At 70.2% G+C, this 15951-nt stretch carries 17 protein-coding genes; 9 read left to right on the top strand and 8 right to left on the bottom strand.

The genetic code is table 11. The annotated features are described in order from the left end of the window. Window positions 1-28: 28 nt before the first annotated feature. Together AB5I40_RS01465 and AB5I40_RS01460 are read right to left on the bottom strand one after the other, a co-directional pair. The gene (locus AB5I40_RS01465) at window positions 29-1270 is read right to left on the bottom strand and encodes an acetyl-CoA carboxylase biotin carboxylase subunit family protein (protein ID WP_370936592.1); all 1242 of its coding nucleotides are present in this window, start codon (window positions 1268-1270) and stop codon (window positions 29-31) included. 153 nt (window positions 1271-1423) lie between these two features. After that, window positions 1424-2182: a nucleotidyltransferase domain-containing protein gene (locus AB5I40_RS01460; RefSeq protein WP_370936591.1), complete on the bottom strand. Its 759-nt coding sequence runs from the start codon at window positions 2180-2182 to the stop codon at window positions 1424-1426. A gap of 74 nt (window positions 2183-2256) precedes the next feature. Between AB5I40_RS01460 and AB5I40_RS01455 the strand changes: the two genes are divergently transcribed. After that, window positions 2257-3630 (top strand): hypothetical protein, encoded by a 1374-nt coding sequence (locus AB5I40_RS01455; RefSeq protein ID WP_370936590.1) that lies wholly within the window; start codon window positions 2257-2259, stop codon window positions 3628-3630. Between the two features lie 6 nt (window positions 3631-3636). On the opposite strand, the gene AB5I40_RS01450 is transcribed toward AB5I40_RS01455, so the two are convergent. Beyond that, on the bottom strand, window positions 3637-3939 hold the full coding sequence (locus AB5I40_RS01450) for a hypothetical protein (protein ID WP_370936589.1): 303 nt from the start codon (window positions 3937-3939) through the stop codon (window positions 3637-3639). A 470-nt stretch (window positions 3940-4409) separates the two neighbouring features. Further along, window positions 4410-4598: a hypothetical protein gene (locus AB5I40_RS01445; RefSeq protein WP_370936588.1), complete on the bottom strand. Its 189-nt coding sequence runs from the start codon at window positions 4596-4598 to the stop codon at window positions 4410-4412. Between the two features lie 73 nt (window positions 4599-4671). Here AB5I40_RS01445 and AB5I40_RS01440 point away from each other — a divergent pair, with 73 nt between their 5' ends. From AB5I40_RS01440 to AB5I40_RS01430, 3 genes are all read left to right on the top strand, one after another. Beyond that, entirely contained in the window at window positions 4672-5574 is a 903-nt protein-coding gene (locus tag AB5I40_RS01440; protein ID WP_370936587.1) for an NAD-dependent protein deacetylase, read from the top strand. 130 nt (window positions 5575-5704) lie between these two features. Beyond that, window positions 5705-6550 (top strand): LLM class flavin-dependent oxidoreductase, encoded by an 846-nt coding sequence (locus AB5I40_RS01435; RefSeq protein ID WP_370936586.1) that lies wholly within the window; start codon window positions 5705-5707, stop codon window positions 6548-6550. 108 nt (window positions 6551-6658) lie between these two features. Beyond that, on the top strand, window positions 6659-9061 hold the full coding sequence (locus tag AB5I40_RS01430; protein WP_370936585.1) for a glycoside hydrolase family 2 protein: 2403 nt from the start codon (window positions 6659-6661) through the stop codon (window positions 9059-9061). A gap of 33 nt (window positions 9062-9094) precedes the next feature. Here AB5I40_RS01430 and AB5I40_RS01425 read toward each other — a convergent pair whose 3' ends face one another. Then, window positions 9095-10285 carry a cytochrome P450 gene (locus AB5I40_RS01425; RefSeq protein ID WP_370936584.1) on the bottom strand — a complete coding sequence of 397 codons (1191 nt, stop codon included), beginning with the start codon at window positions 10283-10285 and terminating at the stop codon, window positions 9095-9097. Window positions 10286-10301: 16 nt separating this feature from the next. Then, complete coding sequence (locus AB5I40_RS01420; protein ID WP_370936583.1) at window positions 10302-10811, bottom strand: PadR family transcriptional regulator; 510 nt, start codon at window positions 10809-10811, stop codon at window positions 10302-10304. 124 nt (window positions 10812-10935) lie between these two features. On the opposite strand from AB5I40_RS01420, the gene AB5I40_RS01415 reads away from it, so the two are divergent. Continuing rightward, window positions 10936-11775 (top strand): LLM class flavin-dependent oxidoreductase, encoded by an 840-nt coding sequence (locus AB5I40_RS01415; protein ID WP_370936582.1) that lies wholly within the window; start codon window positions 10936-10938, stop codon window positions 11773-11775. 409 nt (window positions 11776-12184) lie between these two features. Next, the gene (locus AB5I40_RS01410) at window positions 12185-12601 is read left to right on the top strand and encodes an STAS domain-containing protein (RefSeq protein ID WP_370936581.1); all 417 of its coding nucleotides are present in this window, start codon (window positions 12185-12187) and stop codon (window positions 12599-12601) included. A 228-nt stretch (window positions 12602-12829) separates the two neighbouring features. Here the strand turns inward: AB5I40_RS01410 and AB5I40_RS01405 are convergent, their stop codons facing one another. After that, window positions 12830-13375, bottom strand: coding sequence for a bifunctional nuclease family protein (locus tag AB5I40_RS01405; protein ID WP_370936580.1), 546 nt, complete (start codon window positions 13373-13375; stop codon window positions 12830-12832). 219 nt (window positions 13376-13594) lie between these two features. On the opposite strand from AB5I40_RS01405, the gene AB5I40_RS01400 reads away from it, so the two are divergent. The 3 genes from AB5I40_RS01400 (at window position 13595) to AB5I40_RS01390 (ending at window position 15344) form a co-directional block, all read left to right on the top strand. Then, window positions 13595-14047, top strand: a complete 453-nt coding sequence (locus AB5I40_RS01400) for an ATP-binding protein (RefSeq protein ID WP_370936579.1) — start codon at window positions 13595-13597, stop codon at window positions 14045-14047. Further along, window positions 14044-14829 (top strand): SigB/SigF/SigG family RNA polymerase sigma factor, encoded by a 786-nt coding sequence (locus AB5I40_RS01395; protein ID WP_370936578.1) that lies wholly within the window; start codon window positions 14044-14046, stop codon window positions 14827-14829. The genes AB5I40_RS01400 and AB5I40_RS01395 overlap by 4 nt, the downstream gene beginning before the upstream one ends. Window positions 14830-14930: 101 nt before the next feature. Next, a complete protein-coding gene (locus tag AB5I40_RS01390; protein ID WP_370936577.1) occupies window positions 14931-15344 on the top strand; it encodes a VOC family protein in 414 nt (137 codons plus the stop codon). Window positions 15345-15352: 8 nt separating this feature from the next. Here AB5I40_RS01390 and AB5I40_RS01385 read toward each other — a convergent pair whose 3' ends face one another. Beyond that, window positions 15353-15853, bottom strand: a complete 501-nt coding sequence (locus AB5I40_RS01385; protein WP_370936576.1) for a L,D-transpeptidase family protein — start codon at window positions 15851-15853, stop codon at window positions 15353-15355. Between the last annotated feature and the right edge of the window lie 98 nt (window positions 15854-15951).

The raw sequence follows: 15951 nt of genomic DNA, 5'->3' as shown, positions 1-15951 counted from the left end.
GGTCGGGGTGGCGGACTCGTCTGAGGGGTCAGACGTAGAAGTCCAGTTCTTCCTGCTCCTTCAGCAGGTCGCGCATCCGGTAGGCATCGTCCCCGAAGAAGTACAGCAGACCCCAGTGCGTGCCGAACGCGGTCCTCTTCGTCACCGTCTCTTCCAGCGGCGCGCTCAGGTCGTGTGACTCGTAGTAGTCGTCGTCCTCGGTCTGCTGCGGGATCTTCAGCTCGCTTACCACGCGGCGGCGCGGGTAAACGCCGAAGCAGCCGGCGACGCCGGTCGCGTCCACGACCTCCCTCGGGAAGAAGGCGTCGATCTCCTCCTCGGTCGTCTTCGGGTCGAAGGACAGGACCAGCGCCTGGTAGGCGTTGAAGCCGTAGGCCCGTTCGAGCAGTTCGAAGACCTTGAAGCCCGGCGGCCGGTAGGCGACCTCGCCGAAGTACATCTCGCCGTCGCTGGTGACGAAGTACTCCGGGTGCACGAAGCCGAACTCGATGTCGAAGGTCTTGACGAGCTTCTCGATCTGCGCGGTGATCTGCGGCCGGTAGCGCTCCAGCTCCGGGGTCGCCGGGACGAACACCGAGTACCCGAGCGTGACGTACTCCGAGATGTTCAGGAACTTGACCTTGCCGCCGTGGATCCACGCCTCGACGGCGAACTCCCAGCCGTCGAGATGCGACTCCATCAGGACCGGGAACTCCTCGTCCGGGATCGAGTCGATCTCGTCCGGGGTGCGGATGACGCGGTGCCCGAGGCAGCCCGCCTTGTCGAACGCCTTGAGGTGGATGGGGTCGTTCGGGTCGCCGTCGAGCTTGAGCAGCGTCTGGTTGACCCGCTTGAGGAACCGGACCACGTCGTCGCGGTCGTGCGCCTCCTCGAAGATCCCCACCCGGATGCCGCCGAGCTGCGCGCGCCGCTTCATCAGCGCCTTGTCCCGCAGCAGCATGGCCTGCCCGAACAGGCGCGGGTTGTCCATCAGCACCGAGTTGATCGCCCCGGCCCACTCGACGGTCTCCTCGAACAGCGGGATCGCGACGTCGACGCCTTCCTGCTGCAGGATCTCGGCGATCTCCATCGACCGGTCGTTGAGCCGCTCGAAATTCCACGACAGGTACGGGATGTCGTGTTCGGCGCAGTACTTCTCCGCCCAGTCCGGGGCGACCACGACGTAGCGCCGGTCGAATCGGTCGAGCGCCTCGACCGCGTTGAGCGACCAGCCGAGCAGCGCTACGTATCCCTTGTCCGGATTCTTCGCGATCGGCTCGGACTTTGGCATAGGGCGTTCCTCCGTTCAGCACGCGCGACTCGCCACGGCGTGGCGGCTGCGGCCGTGCCGAAGTCATATACCCGAAAACGGCGGAATGAAACGGATCTATGCCGCCCGGCGAGGTTTCCTACGCGGAAACTATTGCGCCGTAAGGATTCCGCACTACTCGGCTCCGGCCGCCTGGCCGATCAGCGCGCAAGCCGTGGCGAACGCCCCCGCCAGGTCGTGCCCCATCCCGGCCACCACGTCGTCGAGCCCGCGCAGCCCCGCCCGTTCCAGCAGGGTTTTCTCGTTCGTCACCCACTCCCCTCGCGCGGCCAGCACCGCGTGCCCGGCCTGCATCGCCGCCACCCCAACCGAAGCCGCGGTCTCCGCGACCCGCCCGTGCCGCACGTACGCCGTCTTCGCGTACTCCAAAGTCCGCGCCGCCGAAGCGCGCCAGAACTTGGGTGCGTTCTCCCGCAACAGTTCCGGATACTCCGGACGCGGCAGTTCCCCGCGCACCACCCGGTTCAGCGCCAGCTCCGCCACCACCAGGTAACTCGGGATCCCGGCCAGGTGGAACGCCAGCGGCTCCCAGTGGAACCGCCCCTTCTCCGCCTCGGCCAGTTCGTGCTCGACCACGTCCAGATCGCGGTAGTGCACGTCCACCGGCTGCCCCTGCACGGTCAGCCACGCACCGCCGTTGAAGACCCCGCCGCCCCATTCGCCCAGGCCGGACACCTCGCCCGGCAGGTCGAGCGCGCGCAGGTCGTCCGGGTCGAACGTGCCGCGGTAGTACACCGCGTAGTCCCAGTCGCTGTCCGGGCGGTGGGTTCCGCGCGCCCGCGATCCGCCCAGCGCCACCGCCTCGACGCCGGGCAAACCGGACAGCAGCTCGGCCACGTGCTCGGCGAACGTTTCCTCGTCGTTTTCCCGCATCAGGAGAAGATGCCATGAATCTCTGCCAAGATCGCCAGTATTTCGCCGGTTGTCCAGCCGACCTGGGGGTCCGAATGCACCGTTTACGCACGATCGCGCTCACGACCGCGGCTGTCACCGCGCTCGGCACCGCGCCCGCGAACGCCGCGCAGCCCTTCTCCGACACGATCTTCGCCGCGACGCACAACAGCTACTCCGGCAACGTCGACGGCGCGAAGGGAGCCATCTCCTACCAGCTCGACCAGGGCGTCCGGTTCATCGAATTCGACGTCCACGACAACGGCTACGCCACCCGCCACGACTACGGCATCGGCCACAGCGCGCCCGGCGACCTCGTCGACCACGCGGGCAACCCGGCGTCCGACAACCTCCGCGACTGGCTCGCCGTGGTGAACACCTGGTCCGCCGCGCACCCGGACGCGGCGCCGATCGTCGTCATGCTCGATCTGAAGGACGACCTCACCGACAACGACTCGTTCGCCGCCGGAAACCTGGCCGCGGTCAACGCCGAACTGAGCGCCGCGTTCGGCCCGCGACTGCTCTCCCCCGCTGCCTACCGCACCGGCGCGACCACGGATTCCTTGCGCGGCAAGGTGCTTCCGCTGCTCTCGGGCGACGGCGGCACGCGCGCCGCGTATCGGCGGGATGTCGGGTACCACCCGGCGGTCGCGGTCAACAGCCGCGGCCAGGTCGTCGAGGTGCACGATTCCGGCGGCGGCGCGCTCTGGTACTGGACCGGGCAACTCGGCGCCGACGGACGCGTCGCCTGGCAACGCCACGGCCGTTACGACAGCGGCCAGACGCCCGCGGTCGCGCTCGACGACTCCGGCCGGATCGTCGAGGTGCACCAGTCGCAGAGCGCCACCACCCTCTGGTACCACACCGGACAACTTGGTGCGGACGGCGAAATCAGCTGGTCGGCGAGCCATCAGTACGACAACGGGGTGCTGCCGACGGTGGCGTTCACCGGCAGCGGCGTCGTCCGCGAAATCCACCGCAGCCAGGCGAACAACCAGAACTGGCAGTGGCGCGGCACGCTCTCCGGCGACACCGTGACTTGGACCGGCAACGCGAAGACGTCCGATCCGCGTTACGACAAGGCAAACGCGGGGCGAATCTCTGTCACCACCGGCGCCGACGGGTCCACGCCGGCGCAAACCCTGCGCTACTCCACGGATCTCGTCACCCGCGGCCGCGTGCAGTACCAGCAGGTCGCGTTCGACGAATACCAGCAGGGCGACCCGGCCGAACTCCAGGACGGGCTGTTCTACGGTGCTCCGGCGAAGGAATCGGCATTCCTGATCGCCGCGCGCAGGAGCGGCCACGTGGTCCGCGGCTGGGACTTCGACAACGCGGGCCTCGCCACCGATCCGCTGGTCAACTACCCGGCCACCAACCACCCGTACGACGACTGGTACCGGCAGCTCACCAAGGACGCCGCCCGGTAGAGAAGGTCAGCGGGCGCCGTGGCCCATCCGGTCCACGGCGTCCTTGGCTTCCTTCAGGCTGGCTCCGGTGACTTCGCGGTAGCGCTTGATCGCGGCGATCGTCTTGCCCTCGCGCAGCAACGGCTCCAGTTCGCGGGCGAGATCACCGCCCGGTTCCGCGACGCCGAGGTGGTCGAGCACGAGATCGAGCTTGCGCTCCAGCCGGGTCATCCGGCGCTCGAGCGATCGCGTGCTCGAACCCCAGCCCGTGCTCAGCACGATTCCGAGGATCAGCAGCGCGACGATCAGCCACAGCAATTCGATGTTCACGCGCCGCAGCGTACGTGTCCGTATTGTCCGGGAAGCCCGCCGGGGCGACCCCTCACCGGCCCAGAACCGAGAAGGGTCCGCGCTCTCCCACCCGGGATACGGAGGCGCTCCGGGCTACGAGCGGAAGTTATAGGCCACATCGAGCTTTCCGTCGGCATGCTGCTTGATCAACCGCAATGACAGCCGTTGTGCAGCGTGGCTGATTGAACGTCCCCTTGCCGGGCGAGGAGGCCGCGTTCCTGATGGCCGGCGGCGGCACGGCCTACACGCGGTTTACCGCTGAGAACCACGCGTCGGAACAGAGCGATGGGCAGCGTGATCAGGATCCTCACCTGCGGATTCCTTCACCGGCCCAGACAGGAGAAGGACCCGCGCTCTCCCACCCCGACGGGGAGAGCGCGGGCCTCGCCCACCGGCTGGAGGGTCGGTGTTCCTCCCAAGAACACCGGCCCCTCCGGCCTGCAGGCGCCTCAGGCGGTCCGCTGCCTGAGCCGAGCCGCCCCGACGGCTACGACCGGCATCGACGCTTCCCGCAGCGCCGCCCGTTCGACCGGCCGCCGGACCGTCCCGTTGGGAGTCCGCACGCAATATCGCTCCACGGATTCCATCAGCACGGCGGCGACCATCACGACCACGGGCGTAGCCAGCGCGAACCACATGGTGGCTTTGGTACCCAAGCCGGCGGGAAACCAATCGCCCTTTCCCCGACCGGGTGGAGATTAGACTGGCGGCGTGCGCACGCGACCGACGCTGACCTGGGCCGGACCTGGAGAACCTTTGCCGCGCACGGGCACGGTCGCCGACGTGGCCGAGGTCGTCTCCGGGCGGCGAGTGCTCGTGCTGAGCGGCGCGGGGCTTTCCACCGAATCCGGCATTCCTGACTACCGCGGCGAAACTGGCAGCCTTCGCCGGCACACGCCCATGACGTACGGCGAATTCGTCGCCAGCGAGGCGGGCCGCCAGCGGTACTGGGCGCGCAGCCACCTCGGCTGGCGCACTATCGCGCGGGCCGCGCCGAACGACGGGCACCACGCCGTTTCCGCGCTGCGGGCGGGCGGCTGGCTGTCGGGCGTCATCACGCAGAACGTCGACGGCCTGCACCGCGCGGCCGGCACGCCGGGCGTGGTCGAACTGCACGGCAACCTCGACCGCGTCGTCTGCCTCGACTGCCGCCGAACCTCCGCGCGCGAGGAGCTCGACGACCGGCTGCGGGCGGCGAACCCGGATTTCGGCGCCGTGGCAACGCGGATCAACCCGGACGGTGACGTCGAACTGGCCGAGGACGTCGTCCGCACCTTCCGCACCGTGCCCTGCACGAGCTGCTCCGGCGTGCTGAAACCGGACGTGGTGTTCTTCGGCGAGAACGTGCCGCGCGCCCGCGTGGAGCGGTGCTACCGGCTGGTCGACGAGGCGTCCGCGGTGCTGGTGCTGGGTTCTTCGCTCACGGTCATGTCCGGCTTGCGGTTCGTCCGGCGGGCCGCGAAATCCGGCAAGCCCGTCGTGATCGTCAACCGCGGCCAGACCCGCGGCGACGAGCACGCGACCGTCCGCGCCGACCTGCCGCTCGGCCCCGCGCTCACCGAACTGCTGGCCGTGCTGGAAACCTCGTTGCCCGACGCGACGGCGGCCGGATAGGCTTCGATCACTCTGATGGAACGGTCCTGAGAAGTACGCCGCAGAACGGACCGGCCAGCCTGACATCACCCAGGTCCAGGAGCGGGCGGCAACCCTGTTGTTGTCGACCCGTTTACCCGGAGGTTCTCCGATGTCCATCGGCATTGGCCTGCCCGTCAGCGATCCCGCCGCCCTGCTCGAGTGGGCGCGGCGCGCGGACGCCGGCCCGTTCAGCACGCTCGGGCTGCTCGACCGGCTCGTCTACCACAATCCCGAACCGCTCACCGCGCTCGCGGTGCTGGCCGGCACGACCACCCGCGTCCGGCTGCAGACCGAGGTCCTGCTCGCTCCGCTGCGCGAGACGGCGCTGCTCGCCAAGCAGGCCGCCACGCTCGACCTGATGAGCGGCGGCCGGTTCGTGCTCGGCCTCGGCGTCGGCGGCCGGGAGGACGACCACCACGTCGCCGGCACCCCGCTGCGCGACCGCGGCCGCCGCTTCGACCAGCAGCTCGCCGACCTGTGCCGGCTGTGGTCCGGCGAACCGCACAGCGCCGAAGCCGGTCCGATCGGCCCCGCCCCGGCTCGCGAAGGCGGTCCGGAAATCCTGATCGGCGCGTTCAAACCCAAGGCGCTGGCCCGCGTCGCCCGCTGGGGCGACGGCCTGCTCGCCGCCGCTCCGCCGTCGTGGGCGGGCGGGCTCTTCGACACCGTGCGCCGCGACTGGCAGGAGGCCGGTCGCAAGGGCGAGCCGCGGCTGGTCGCGCAGGTGAACGTCGCGCTCGGCCCGGATTCCCTCGTGGACGAAGCCAAAGCGGCCATGCACGCGTACTACGAATTCACCGGAATGGCCGAGCAGATGGTGAGCGGCATGCTCACCGCGCCCGACGACATCCGGACCGCGATCCGCGCGTACCGCGATCTCGGCGCGGACGAGGTGATGCTGTACTGCTACGGCAGCGATCCCGACCAGGTCGACCGGCTCGCCGACCTCGCCTGAACAGCTGACCTCTGCTGAACAAGCGCGGAAGTAAGCTCGCGCCATGCAGGCAGCGACGCTTTCCGGGGGCTCGTCCGCGCCCCGCCCCGGAACTGCCCGCCGGCGGGGATGACGGGCGAGCCTTCCCGGCGGGCCCGCTGGCTCGCCGCGCACCCCCGGCGAAGTTTCCTGCTGGGGGCCGGTGCGGCGATCGCCGGTTCGGGCGCGCTCGCCGCCGCGCTTTCCCGTCCCGCGCCCCCGGTGGCGCGGGACGGGTTCGGCGCGGACTGGCTGTTCGGCCCGTTCGTGCCCGGCAGCACGGATCCGGACTTCGACGACAGCGAGATGGCGCTGGTCTCGGTGCCGCACTGCGTCGTTCCGCTGTCCTGGCAGGATTGGGATCCCTCTGACTGGCAGCACGTCTGGGTGTACCGGCAGCATTTCCTCGCGCCCGCGCAGCTTCGCCGCAACCGGGCGTTCCTGCAGTTCGACGGGGTGCTCAGCGCCGCGACGGTGTATCTCAACGGCCGCCGCGTCGCCATGCGCAGCGGCGGTTACCTGCCGCTGCGCTGCGAGGTCACCGGCCTGCTGACCGAGAAGGACAACGTGCTCGCGGTGGTCGTCGACGGCCGCTGGCAGCAGAACACTCCGCCGGACCTGCCGGAGTTCCCGAACCCGACGGCCATCGACTTCTATCAACCGGCCGGGCTGTATCGCGACGTCCAGCTCACTGGCGTGCCGCAGACCTATCTGTCCGATGTGTACGCGCAGCAGATCGCCGTGCTGACGCCGAATCGCGAGGTCTTGCTGCACTGCACGGTGGACTCGGCGAAGGCGGTCAAAGGCCCGGTTCGAGTCACCGCCGTGCTCAGCCAGCACGGCGCCGAGGTGGCGTCGTCCTATACCGATCTCACCGGGCTGCCGAAGGGCAACACCGAGGTCACCGTGTCGCTGCAAGGCCTGGAAGCGGTGCAGCTGTGGGATCTGGACGATCCGGCGTTGTGCGACATCCTCGTCACGCTCGCCGTCGACGGCCGGAAAGTGCACACGTATCCGGTGCGCACCGGGCTGCGCGACGCTCAGTTCACTGTGGACGGTTTCCGGCTGAACGGGAAGCCGCTCAAGCTGTTCGGCCTCAACCGGCACCAGTGGTACCCGTTCGTCGGCGGCGCGATGCCGGACCGGGTACAGCGCCGGGATGCTCAGCTGTTGAAGGACGAGCTGAACTGCACCATGGTGCGCTGCTCGCATTATCCGCAGGCTACGGCGTTTCTCGATGCCTGCGACGAATTAGGCATCCTGGTGTGGGAGGAACTGCCGGGCTGGGACCACGTCGGCGACACCGCGTGGCAGGAGCTGGCGGTGCGCGACGTGCACGACATGATCGTGCGCGACCGCAACCATCCGTCGATCATCGTGTGGGGCACCCGGGTGAACGAGACGCTCGGCCAATACGCGCTGTACGGGAGGACCGATCAGCTCGCCGCGGAACTCGACCCGATGCGCCCGTGCACCGGCGCCGTCGCGGGCGAGCGAGGCTACGTTTCGGCGCTGTACCCGGTGAAAGCGGCGGGCGGGGTGTTCTCCTTCAACGACTACAGCCGCCCGCACCCGCCCGGTTCTCCTCCCCCGCTGCGCCCGCCGCGCCGCGGAGTTCCCTACCTGGTCAGCGAAGCGATCGGCACCCTCGTCGGCTCGGCGTACTTCCGGCGAACGGATACCCTTGCCGTGCAACGGGAACAGAGCATGCTGCACGCTTGGGTGCACGACCACGCCGCGTCCGATCCGCGCTACAGCGGCCTGCTCGGCTGGTGCGGTTTCGACTACCCTTCCGGCTGGTACCACCACTATCGCGGCGTGAAGTACCCCGGCGTGATGGACTTCTTCCGCATCCCCAAACTGGGCGCGGCTTTCTACCGCGCCCAACGCGATCCGTCCCGCGGCGCGGTGATCGAACCGGCTTTCTACTGGGATTTCGGCCCCGGCTCACCGCCCGGCGGACCGGGCCGCGACGCGATCATCTGGTCGAACTGCGAGGTGCTGGTGGTGACCGTCGCGGGCAAACGCCCGGTCACCGTGCGGCCGGATCGCGCGCGGTTCCCGCACCTGGCGCATCCGCCGTTCCCGGTGGATCTGCGGGTGAACGGCAGGACGCGCCCGGAGCTGACCGTCGAGGGCCGGATCGGCGGGCAAACGGTGCTGCGCAGGCGATTCAGCGCGGACCCGACGTTCGACACCATCGCGGTGACCGCCGACGACGACCAGATCATCGCCGACGGCGCGGACACCACCCGGGTCGCGCTGCGCTTGCTCGACCGCTACGGCGCGCCGCGCCCGCACGCCCACGGGGTGCTGGCCGTCGCGGTGAAGGGCCCCGGCGTGCTGATCGGCGACCCTTACCTGGATTTCGGCGCGGTCGGCGGCGCGGCGGCGGTATGGGTCCGGTCGATGCGCGGCACTCCCGGCACGATCACCGTGAGTGCCACGCATCCGTTCGTCAACACTGGGACTGCCACGATCGAGTCCTTGTGAGCGCCTGTTCTCACCGGCGTGGGCGTGCGCCCCTCACCACACCACCGGCACCTGAGAAACGCCGCCCGTCAACCGGTTCGCCCGTACTTCCAGCTCGTCTGCAGGCACCGCGAGCCGCAGATTCGGGAACCGGCGGAAGAGCGTCGTGAACACCACGCGCAGCTCCGTGCGCGCGAGGCTGGCCCCGATGCAGAAGTAGCCGCCGTAGCCGAAAGCGATGTGGGAGTTGGGTTTGCGGTCCGCGTCGAACTCGTGCGCGTCCGCGAACACCGACGGGTCGCGGTTGGCCGAGGCGGTCGAGATCATCACCGCGTCGCCGCGCGGGATGCGGACGCCGCCGATTTCCACGTCCTCGTGCGCGTACCGGAGCAGCCCGAGCCCGCCCGGCGCGGACATCCGCAGGATCTCCTCGACGGTGGCGTGCACGCGCGCTTCGGGGTCGGCGGCCAGCGCGTCGCGGCGGGCGAGGTCGGTGAGCAGGAACAGCACGCCGAGGTCGATCCGGTTCGACGTGGTCTCGTGGCCGGCGAAGAGCAGCCCGGCGGCGAGCCTGCCGAGGTCGTCGTCGGTGAACGTCGGGTCGTCGGCCTGCGCGGCGACCAGGTCCGACACCACGTCCTGGCCCGGGTTCGCGCGTTTCGCGTCGGCGAGGCCGGACATGTAGGCGGTGAACTCGGTCATCGCCGCCTCGGCGTCGCCGCCGCTGTCGAGGACGCCGATGCGGTCGGAGAGGTCGCGGAACTTCTCGCGGTCGGAGTACGGGACGCCGAGGAGTTCGCAGATCACCAGCACCGGCAAGGGAAACGACAGATGCTCGTGCAGATTCGCCGGCGAGCCCGCGGCTTCCATCCCGTCGAGGCACCGGTCCGCGAGTTCCTGGATCCGGCTGCCGAGGCGGCGCATCCGGTTCGCCGAGAACGCCGGGACCAGCAGGCGGCGCAACCGGGCGTGCTCCTGCTGCTCGGTCTCGAAATCGCCCTGCGGCCCGTTCAGCACCGCGGCGTCGGAAACCGTTGAGGCGTCCTCGGGATGCGGGTGCGAACGGCCGAACCGGTTGTCCGCGAACACTTCCCGCGCTTGCTCGTACGCGGTGACGAGCCAGGCCGGGTCGCCCGCCGGGGTCGTGACCGGGACGATCGGGCCTTCGCGGCGCAGGACTTCGTACAGCGGCGCGATGTCCAGGACGTTCGGCCTGGCGAACGGCAGCTGGGTGGGGGTCGACATTCGGGGTCCTCCTCGGTCAGCCCGCCCGCGTGCGCAACGACGCGAGCCAGTCCTGTTCGTTCTCCGCGCGGCGCTGGACCTCGGCCAGCACGAGCCTGCTCCACGGGTCGGTCTGCCCCGCGCCGAGCTTCGCCAGCCGGTCCCGCTGCGCCGCGACGGCGGCTTCCCGGGCGTCCAGCACCCGCAGCCGTTCCTCCGGGGCGAGCCTGCCGAATCCCGCCAGCCGCGCCAGAAACTCGGCCGGATCGCCCGCCAGCTCCGGCGGCAGATCGGCGAGCAAATCGTGCAGCAGCTCCCGCCCGACGTCAGTGATCGTGTAAACATGCCGCGGCGGCCGCCCCTCCTGCGGCTCCGCGGTCCGGGTCACCGCGCCCGCTTCGGCGAAGCGGCGCAGCGCCGGGTAGAGCGAGTTGTTCGACAGCGCGCGACCGCTGGATTCCTCGACCTGCTTGCGCAGCTCGTACCCGTGCCACGGCCGCTCGGCGAGTTTCGCGAGCAGGAGCACGTCGGTCCACACATAGGTCACCGTAACCTAGGGTCTGGTGAGCGGGCAACGTCCGAACGGCGGATGCCGGAAGAAGATCTCGGGCCCGTTTTTTGTCGGTGCGTCCCGGTACGGTCGGGTTCGACCGATCCGGAGGGGGATCTCCATGCCAGACCGCATTCGCTACGGCCTCTACCTGCCGCCGTTCGGCCCGCTCGGCGACCCGGCCGATGTGGTCGACCTCGCAGTCCGCGCCGAAACCGCCGGCTGGGACGGCGTGTTCCTGTGGGACCACGTGGTGCCCGCGATGCCGCCGATCGCCGACACCTGGACCACGCTCGCCGCCATCGCCCAAGCGACCAGCCGGGTGCTGCTGGGCCCGATGGTCACGCCGCCGAGCCGCCGCCGTCCGTGGGTTTTGGCGCGCGAGGCCGCCACCGTCGCGCGCCTCTCCCGCGGCCGGCTCATCCTCGGCGCAGGCATCGGCTCCGACGAAACAGGCGACTTCAGCCGCTTCGGCGATCCGTCCTCCCCCGCTGCTTTATCGTCGCGGACTGACGAGGCGTTGGAGATCGTGCGCGCGATGTGGGCCGGGAAAGCCGTCGAACACGACGGGCCGCATTATCAAGTGCGCCTGGACGCCACCGAGCCGGAGCCCTATCGCATTCCGGTGTGGACAGCGAGCACCACCCAGCACGAGCGAGTCCTGCGCCGCGCTGCCGCGAGCGACGGGATCTTCCCGAACCCTGGCCCGCAGCCGCCCTCGCCCTCGGCGTTGGCAGAGCTGGTAGCCCGGGTCCGGCCGGCGGATCGCCCTTACGACGTCGCGGTGTCCGGGAACGCCAGCCCAGCATGGGATGACCCGAACACGGTGAACCTGGCGGCGCTCGCCGAGGCGGGGATGACGTGGTGGATGGAATCGCTGATCCACTTCGATCCGTTGGAGCTTTCGCTGACCGTGGTGGATGCCGGACCGCCTCGGATCGAAGGTCAGCCGGGGGGTTGACCGAAGGGATTCCTTTTGTGGCAACAGGATCCGGCCTGGCCGAGTCGGTCTGCACCCTCCCATCCGCTACCGCCCTCCGGCCGCGACGGATCTCCGCCGCCCGTCAGCAAGAACTCCCCCGTCCGGCGGGATTGTTCTTCGTCCGCACCGTTTTCGACGCGCACCGCCGCACCCTCCCTCCGCAGTCGCCTGATCGTTCAACCACCGTCCAGCGGGCAGCCAGGCCCTGGGAGCGACCGCTCGCCGTCTCTCCCCCTTCGGCGGCTTCCCTGTGCGGCGGAGGGGAGCTACCGTGGAGGGTGGTTGAGCCTCCAGCCACCGTGATTCGTCCCGCGCGCCGGGATGCCCGGTGCCCGGCCGGTCCGGCATTCCGCCGCAGCCCTGTGCGCGGCTCAGAGAGAGTGCCGTGATGACCGCCGCGCACAGTGCCCGACTGCCCGTACTGCCGTCGCCGGACCCGACGGGGATGCTCCGGCTGCGCGTTCGCCATCCTGCCCCGGGAACAGCCGTCGTCGAGGTCGCCGGGGAAGTCGACCTGGCCACCGCGCCGCGACTGGCCGAGGTTGTCGAGTCCAGGCTGCGCAGCACGGTCAGCCTGGTGATCGTCGACCTGCGCCGCACGACCTTCCTCGGCGTCGCCGGGCTTCGCGTGCTGATCCGGTTGAAACTGCTTGCCGCAGGGGCGGAGACCGACTTCTACGTCGACCCTGGCACCGCGCCCACGGTCCGGCGCTTGCTCTCGCTCTTCCCGCTGGACTGCACCCGCCCCGGCACCGCCGAAGGGCTCACCGAGATCCCGCTGCCCCGGCCCGCGGAGAAGGCTTGACTGTCCGCTGAGGACACTGAGAACCCGCCGAGCGCCGCGCCGGAGGCACCAGCCTGAGCACATCCGTCCGACGGGGGCCGCGGCCCGGCGCTGAAGCGGAACTCATCCCGCCTCGGCGATCCTGCCGCAGCCGCACCGGCACCGGTCGTGAGGGGAACCCTGAGGGAATCAGATTCCCTCAGGGTTCCCCTCACGACCGACGACGTGCCGCGCGGGACCCGCGAAGCCTCAGGCGTCCGGATCCCGAAAGTCCTCCGGACTCACGTCGTCCAGCAAATCCCGGAACCGGCGGATCTCGTCCTCAGTGGCCTCAGCCGGTTCCTCCAGATCGCCCGCCGCCTCGAGCGCGGAGCCGAGAGACGCCTCGTCCCCCGCCGCCACCGTCACGTCGACCGCCGCCTCGTCCAGGACCGCCTCCGCGACCTCCAGCGGGGCATGCGTCCGCAGCCCGATCGCGAGCGCGTCGCTCGGGCGGGCCGAGACTCGCACGCCGCCGGTCAGGACGAGGTCCGCGTGGAAGATGCTGTCCAGCAGCTGGGTGATCTCGATCCGCTCGACGCGCTGGCCCAGCGCCGCCAGCACCTCGATGATCAGCTCGACCGTCCCCGGCCGCGCCGACACGACCTGTTCCTGCGCGGCGGCCAGTTCCTGCGCTTCCGGCGCGCCGATGGTGATGGCGAGCCACCGGCGCGAGCCGGATTCCTCGCGCAGCAGCACGACCGGCGCCGACTCCTGCGCCACCACGGCCAGCCCCTGCACCCGCACCTGCACCATGGGGGTCACCCCGCTTCCGAAAAGGTTCTCCCTGCTGACTACCCAACGCCCGGCGGTTTGTCACGCGAAATCGCCGGACGCCTCACCGGAGATTCACGCGCCACAGCAGCCGGGCGGACCCCGCGAACCAGGAGAGCGAGGCCGCAAACGTGCCCCTGCGCACAATTCGGGTGCCCGGCCGCACGTGTCGATCGCGTCGCGCCTGGGTATGCGGGAGCCATGAACGACGAGGGCCCCGGCAGCCGCGCCAGCGGCGGCATGCCAGCCGTGGACCGTTTGCTCGACGAGGTGATCGAGCTTCGGCTTCCGGCGGAGACGTACCAGATCCCGCTTGTCCGCATGCTCGCGCAGGCTGTCGCCGCGCGGGCCGATTACGGGCTCGACGCGATCGCCGACGCCAAGATGGCCGTCGACGAGGCGTGTGCCCAGGTTGTTTCGACCGCCGCCCCCGGGGCCGCGATGACCTGCCAGTTCACCGTTTCGCCCGACGGGATCCGGTTCGGCGTCCGGACCCGCACGCAGCACGCCGACCCGCCGAGCGAGCGAAGTTTCGGCTGGCACGTGCTGACCACCCTGGCCGCGAACGTGTCGGCGCGGTGCGTGCCGGACCCCGCCGAAGGCGGCTACGCGCTCACCCTCGACCTCGATCTGCACCGGGAGGGAAGCGGGTGAACCAGCAGCCGGTCACCCGCCACCGCGACGAATACGCGCACACCGCGCCGCTGTTCGAGGAGCTCGCCGCACTGCCCGCCGACGACGGGCGGCGGCCGCGGCTGCGCGAACAGCTCGTCACCGAGTTCCTGCCGGTCGCCGAGCACATCGCCACCCGGTTCACCGGGCGCGGCGAACCCCGCGAGGACCTGGTCCAGGTCGCCCGGATCGGGTTGATCAACGCGATCGACCGGTTCACCCCGGACCGCGGCCCGGACTTCCTGTCCTTCGCCGTGCCGACGATCATGGGCGAGATCCGCCGGTACTTCCGCGACACCGGCTGGTCGGTGCGCGTGCCGCGGCGGCTCAAGGAACTGCACCTCGCGCTCAGCCGCGGTTCGGCCGCCCTGTCGCAGACGCTCGGCCGCGCGCCGACGCCCACCGAGCTCGCCGAGCACCTCGGCCTCGAACTGTCCGAGGTCCACGAAGGCCTCGTCGCGGGCCACGCGTACCAGACGTTGTCCGTGGACAAGCCGGTGCACGACGACGCCGAGCCGCTGCTGCTCGCCGACACGCTCGGCAGCGACGACCCGGAGATCGAGCACATCGAGAACCACGAGGCCCTGCAGCCGCTGCTGCGCGAACTGCCCAAGCGGGAGCGCGCGATCCTGGTGATGCGGTTTTTCGGCGGCCTCACCCAGACGCAGATCGCCGAGCAGGTCGGGATCTCCCAGATGCACGTGTCCCGGCTGCTGTCGCAAACCCTCGAACAGCTGCGCGACAAGCTCACCGGCGACCCCTGAGAAAGCCCGCGACGGGGGTCGCCCGACCGGGCTTGATCCCGTTGTCGCTCTCCTTCGCAGCTGCGACGATTCGAGTCCGTCCAGTACCTGAGGAGGGCCTGATGGCTGCGAAACTCAACCCGTACATCAGCTTCGCCGGCAACGCGCGCGAGGCGATGGAGTACTACCACGGCGTGTTCGGCGGCGACCTCGCGCTGAACACCTACGGGGAGGCCGGCGCACCCGCGGAAGCCGGCAACGCGGACAACATCATGCACGCGATGCTGGAGGGCGGCAACGGGTTCACGCTCATGGCCTCCGACGTCCCGCCCGGCATGGAGCACAACCCGGGCACGAACATCTCGATCAGCCTCAGCGGCGACGACGGCGACCTGCTGCGCGGCTGCTGGGAAAAGCTGTCCGACGGCGGGACGGTGACAGTTCCGCTGGAGAAGCAGATGTGGGGCGACGAATTCGGCGCCTGCACCGACCGGTTCGGGATCTCCTGGATGGTCAACATCGGCCAGCCCGGCTGAGCCGTCCGTCAACTCCGCACTTCCACCTCGGCCCCCAGCGGCAGCCGGTCGAAGAACAGCGCCGAATCCTCTTCGGTCAGGTGGAGGCAGCCGTGCGACGGCCGGTCGAGCGGCCCGGCGTGGAAGGCGATGCCGCCCGCGGCGAAGAAGACCGAGTTCGGCATGTCGTCGCCGTACTCGTCGCTGCGGTGCACGCGGTCCTTCCACGCCGCCCTGAACGTCCCGGTCGGAGTCGGCTGGCCCGGTGCGCCCGGCTCCATCGGGACCGAGCGCACCACCGCGCCGTTCTCCAGCAGCCACGCCCGCCGCAGCGAGAGGCTGGCGCACGCGCCGGTCTCGACTGAACACGGCGGGCGCGGCGGGGCGTGCGTCACCCGGGGCACGGGCAGTTCCGGCGACGGCGCCAGCGGCTGCCCGGCCGCCCGCGCCTCCGGTTCCGCCTGCGCCCCGCAGCCTGCCGCGACCGCTGCCGTCCCGGCCAGCACCATCGCGACGATCTTCCCGCGCATCCGTCCGCTCCCGCCGTTCGCTCCGCTCTAGTTCTACGGGCGAGCGGGCCGGAAGGTTGCACCGATGACGTGTCAACAACCGGTATCGTCGCGGGCGA

The organism is Amycolatopsis sp. cg13 (genome assembly GCF_041346965.1).
In the GTDB taxonomy this organism is placed as follows: domain Bacteria; phylum Actinomycetota; class Actinomycetes; order Mycobacteriales; family Pseudonocardiaceae; genus Amycolatopsis.
Note: the sequence above shows the minus strand (reverse complement) of the source record. Positions and strands in the feature narration are given on the sequence as shown.

What these genes read in the sequence shown, in the direction of transcription:
- AB5I40_RS01465 (WP_370936592.1), bottom strand. Translation starts at nt 1,270, where the DNA reads ATGCCAAAGTCCGAGCCGATCGCGAAGAATCCGGACAAGGGATACGTA.
- AB5I40_RS01460 (WP_370936591.1), bottom strand. Translation starts at nt 2,182, where the DNA reads ATGCGGGAAAACGACGAGGAAACGTTCGCCGAGCACGTGGCCGAGCTG.
- AB5I40_RS01455 (WP_370936590.1), top strand. Translation starts at nt 2,257, where the DNA reads ATGCACCGTTTACGCACGATCGCGCTCACGACCGCGGCTGTCACCGCG.
- AB5I40_RS01445 (WP_370936588.1), bottom strand. Translation starts at nt 4,598, where the DNA reads ATGTGGTTCGCGCTGGCTACGCCCGTGGTCGTGATGGTCGCCGCCGTG.
- AB5I40_RS01435 (WP_370936586.1), top strand. Translation starts at nt 5,705, where the DNA reads ATGTCCATCGGCATTGGCCTGCCCGTCAGCGATCCCGCCGCCCTGCTC.
- AB5I40_RS01430 (WP_370936585.1), top strand. Translation starts at nt 6,659, where the DNA reads ATGACGGGCGAGCCTTCCCGGCGGGCCCGCTGGCTCGCCGCGCACCCC.
- AB5I40_RS01425 (WP_370936584.1), bottom strand. Translation starts at nt 10,285, where the DNA reads ATGTCGACCCCCACCCAGCTGCCGTTCGCCAGGCCGAACGTCCTGGAC.
- AB5I40_RS01415 (WP_370936582.1), top strand. Translation starts at nt 10,936, where the DNA reads ATGCCAGACCGCATTCGCTACGGCCTCTACCTGCCGCCGTTCGGCCCG.
- AB5I40_RS01410 (WP_370936581.1), top strand. Translation starts at nt 12,185, where the DNA reads ATGACCGCCGCGCACAGTGCCCGACTGCCCGTACTGCCGTCGCCGGAC.
- AB5I40_RS01405 (WP_370936580.1), bottom strand. Translation starts at nt 13,375, where the DNA reads ATGGTGCAGGTGCGGGTGCAGGGGCTGGCCGTGGTGGCGCAGGAGTCG.
- AB5I40_RS01400 (WP_370936579.1), top strand. Translation starts at nt 13,595, where the DNA reads ATGAACGACGAGGGCCCCGGCAGCCGCGCCAGCGGCGGCATGCCAGCC.
- AB5I40_RS01390 (WP_370936577.1), top strand. Translation starts at nt 14,931, where the DNA reads ATGGCTGCGAAACTCAACCCGTACATCAGCTTCGCCGGCAACGCGCGC.
- AB5I40_RS01385 (WP_370936576.1), bottom strand. Translation starts at nt 15,853, where the DNA reads ATGCGCGGGAAGATCGTCGCGATGGTGCTGGCCGGGACGGCAGCGGTC.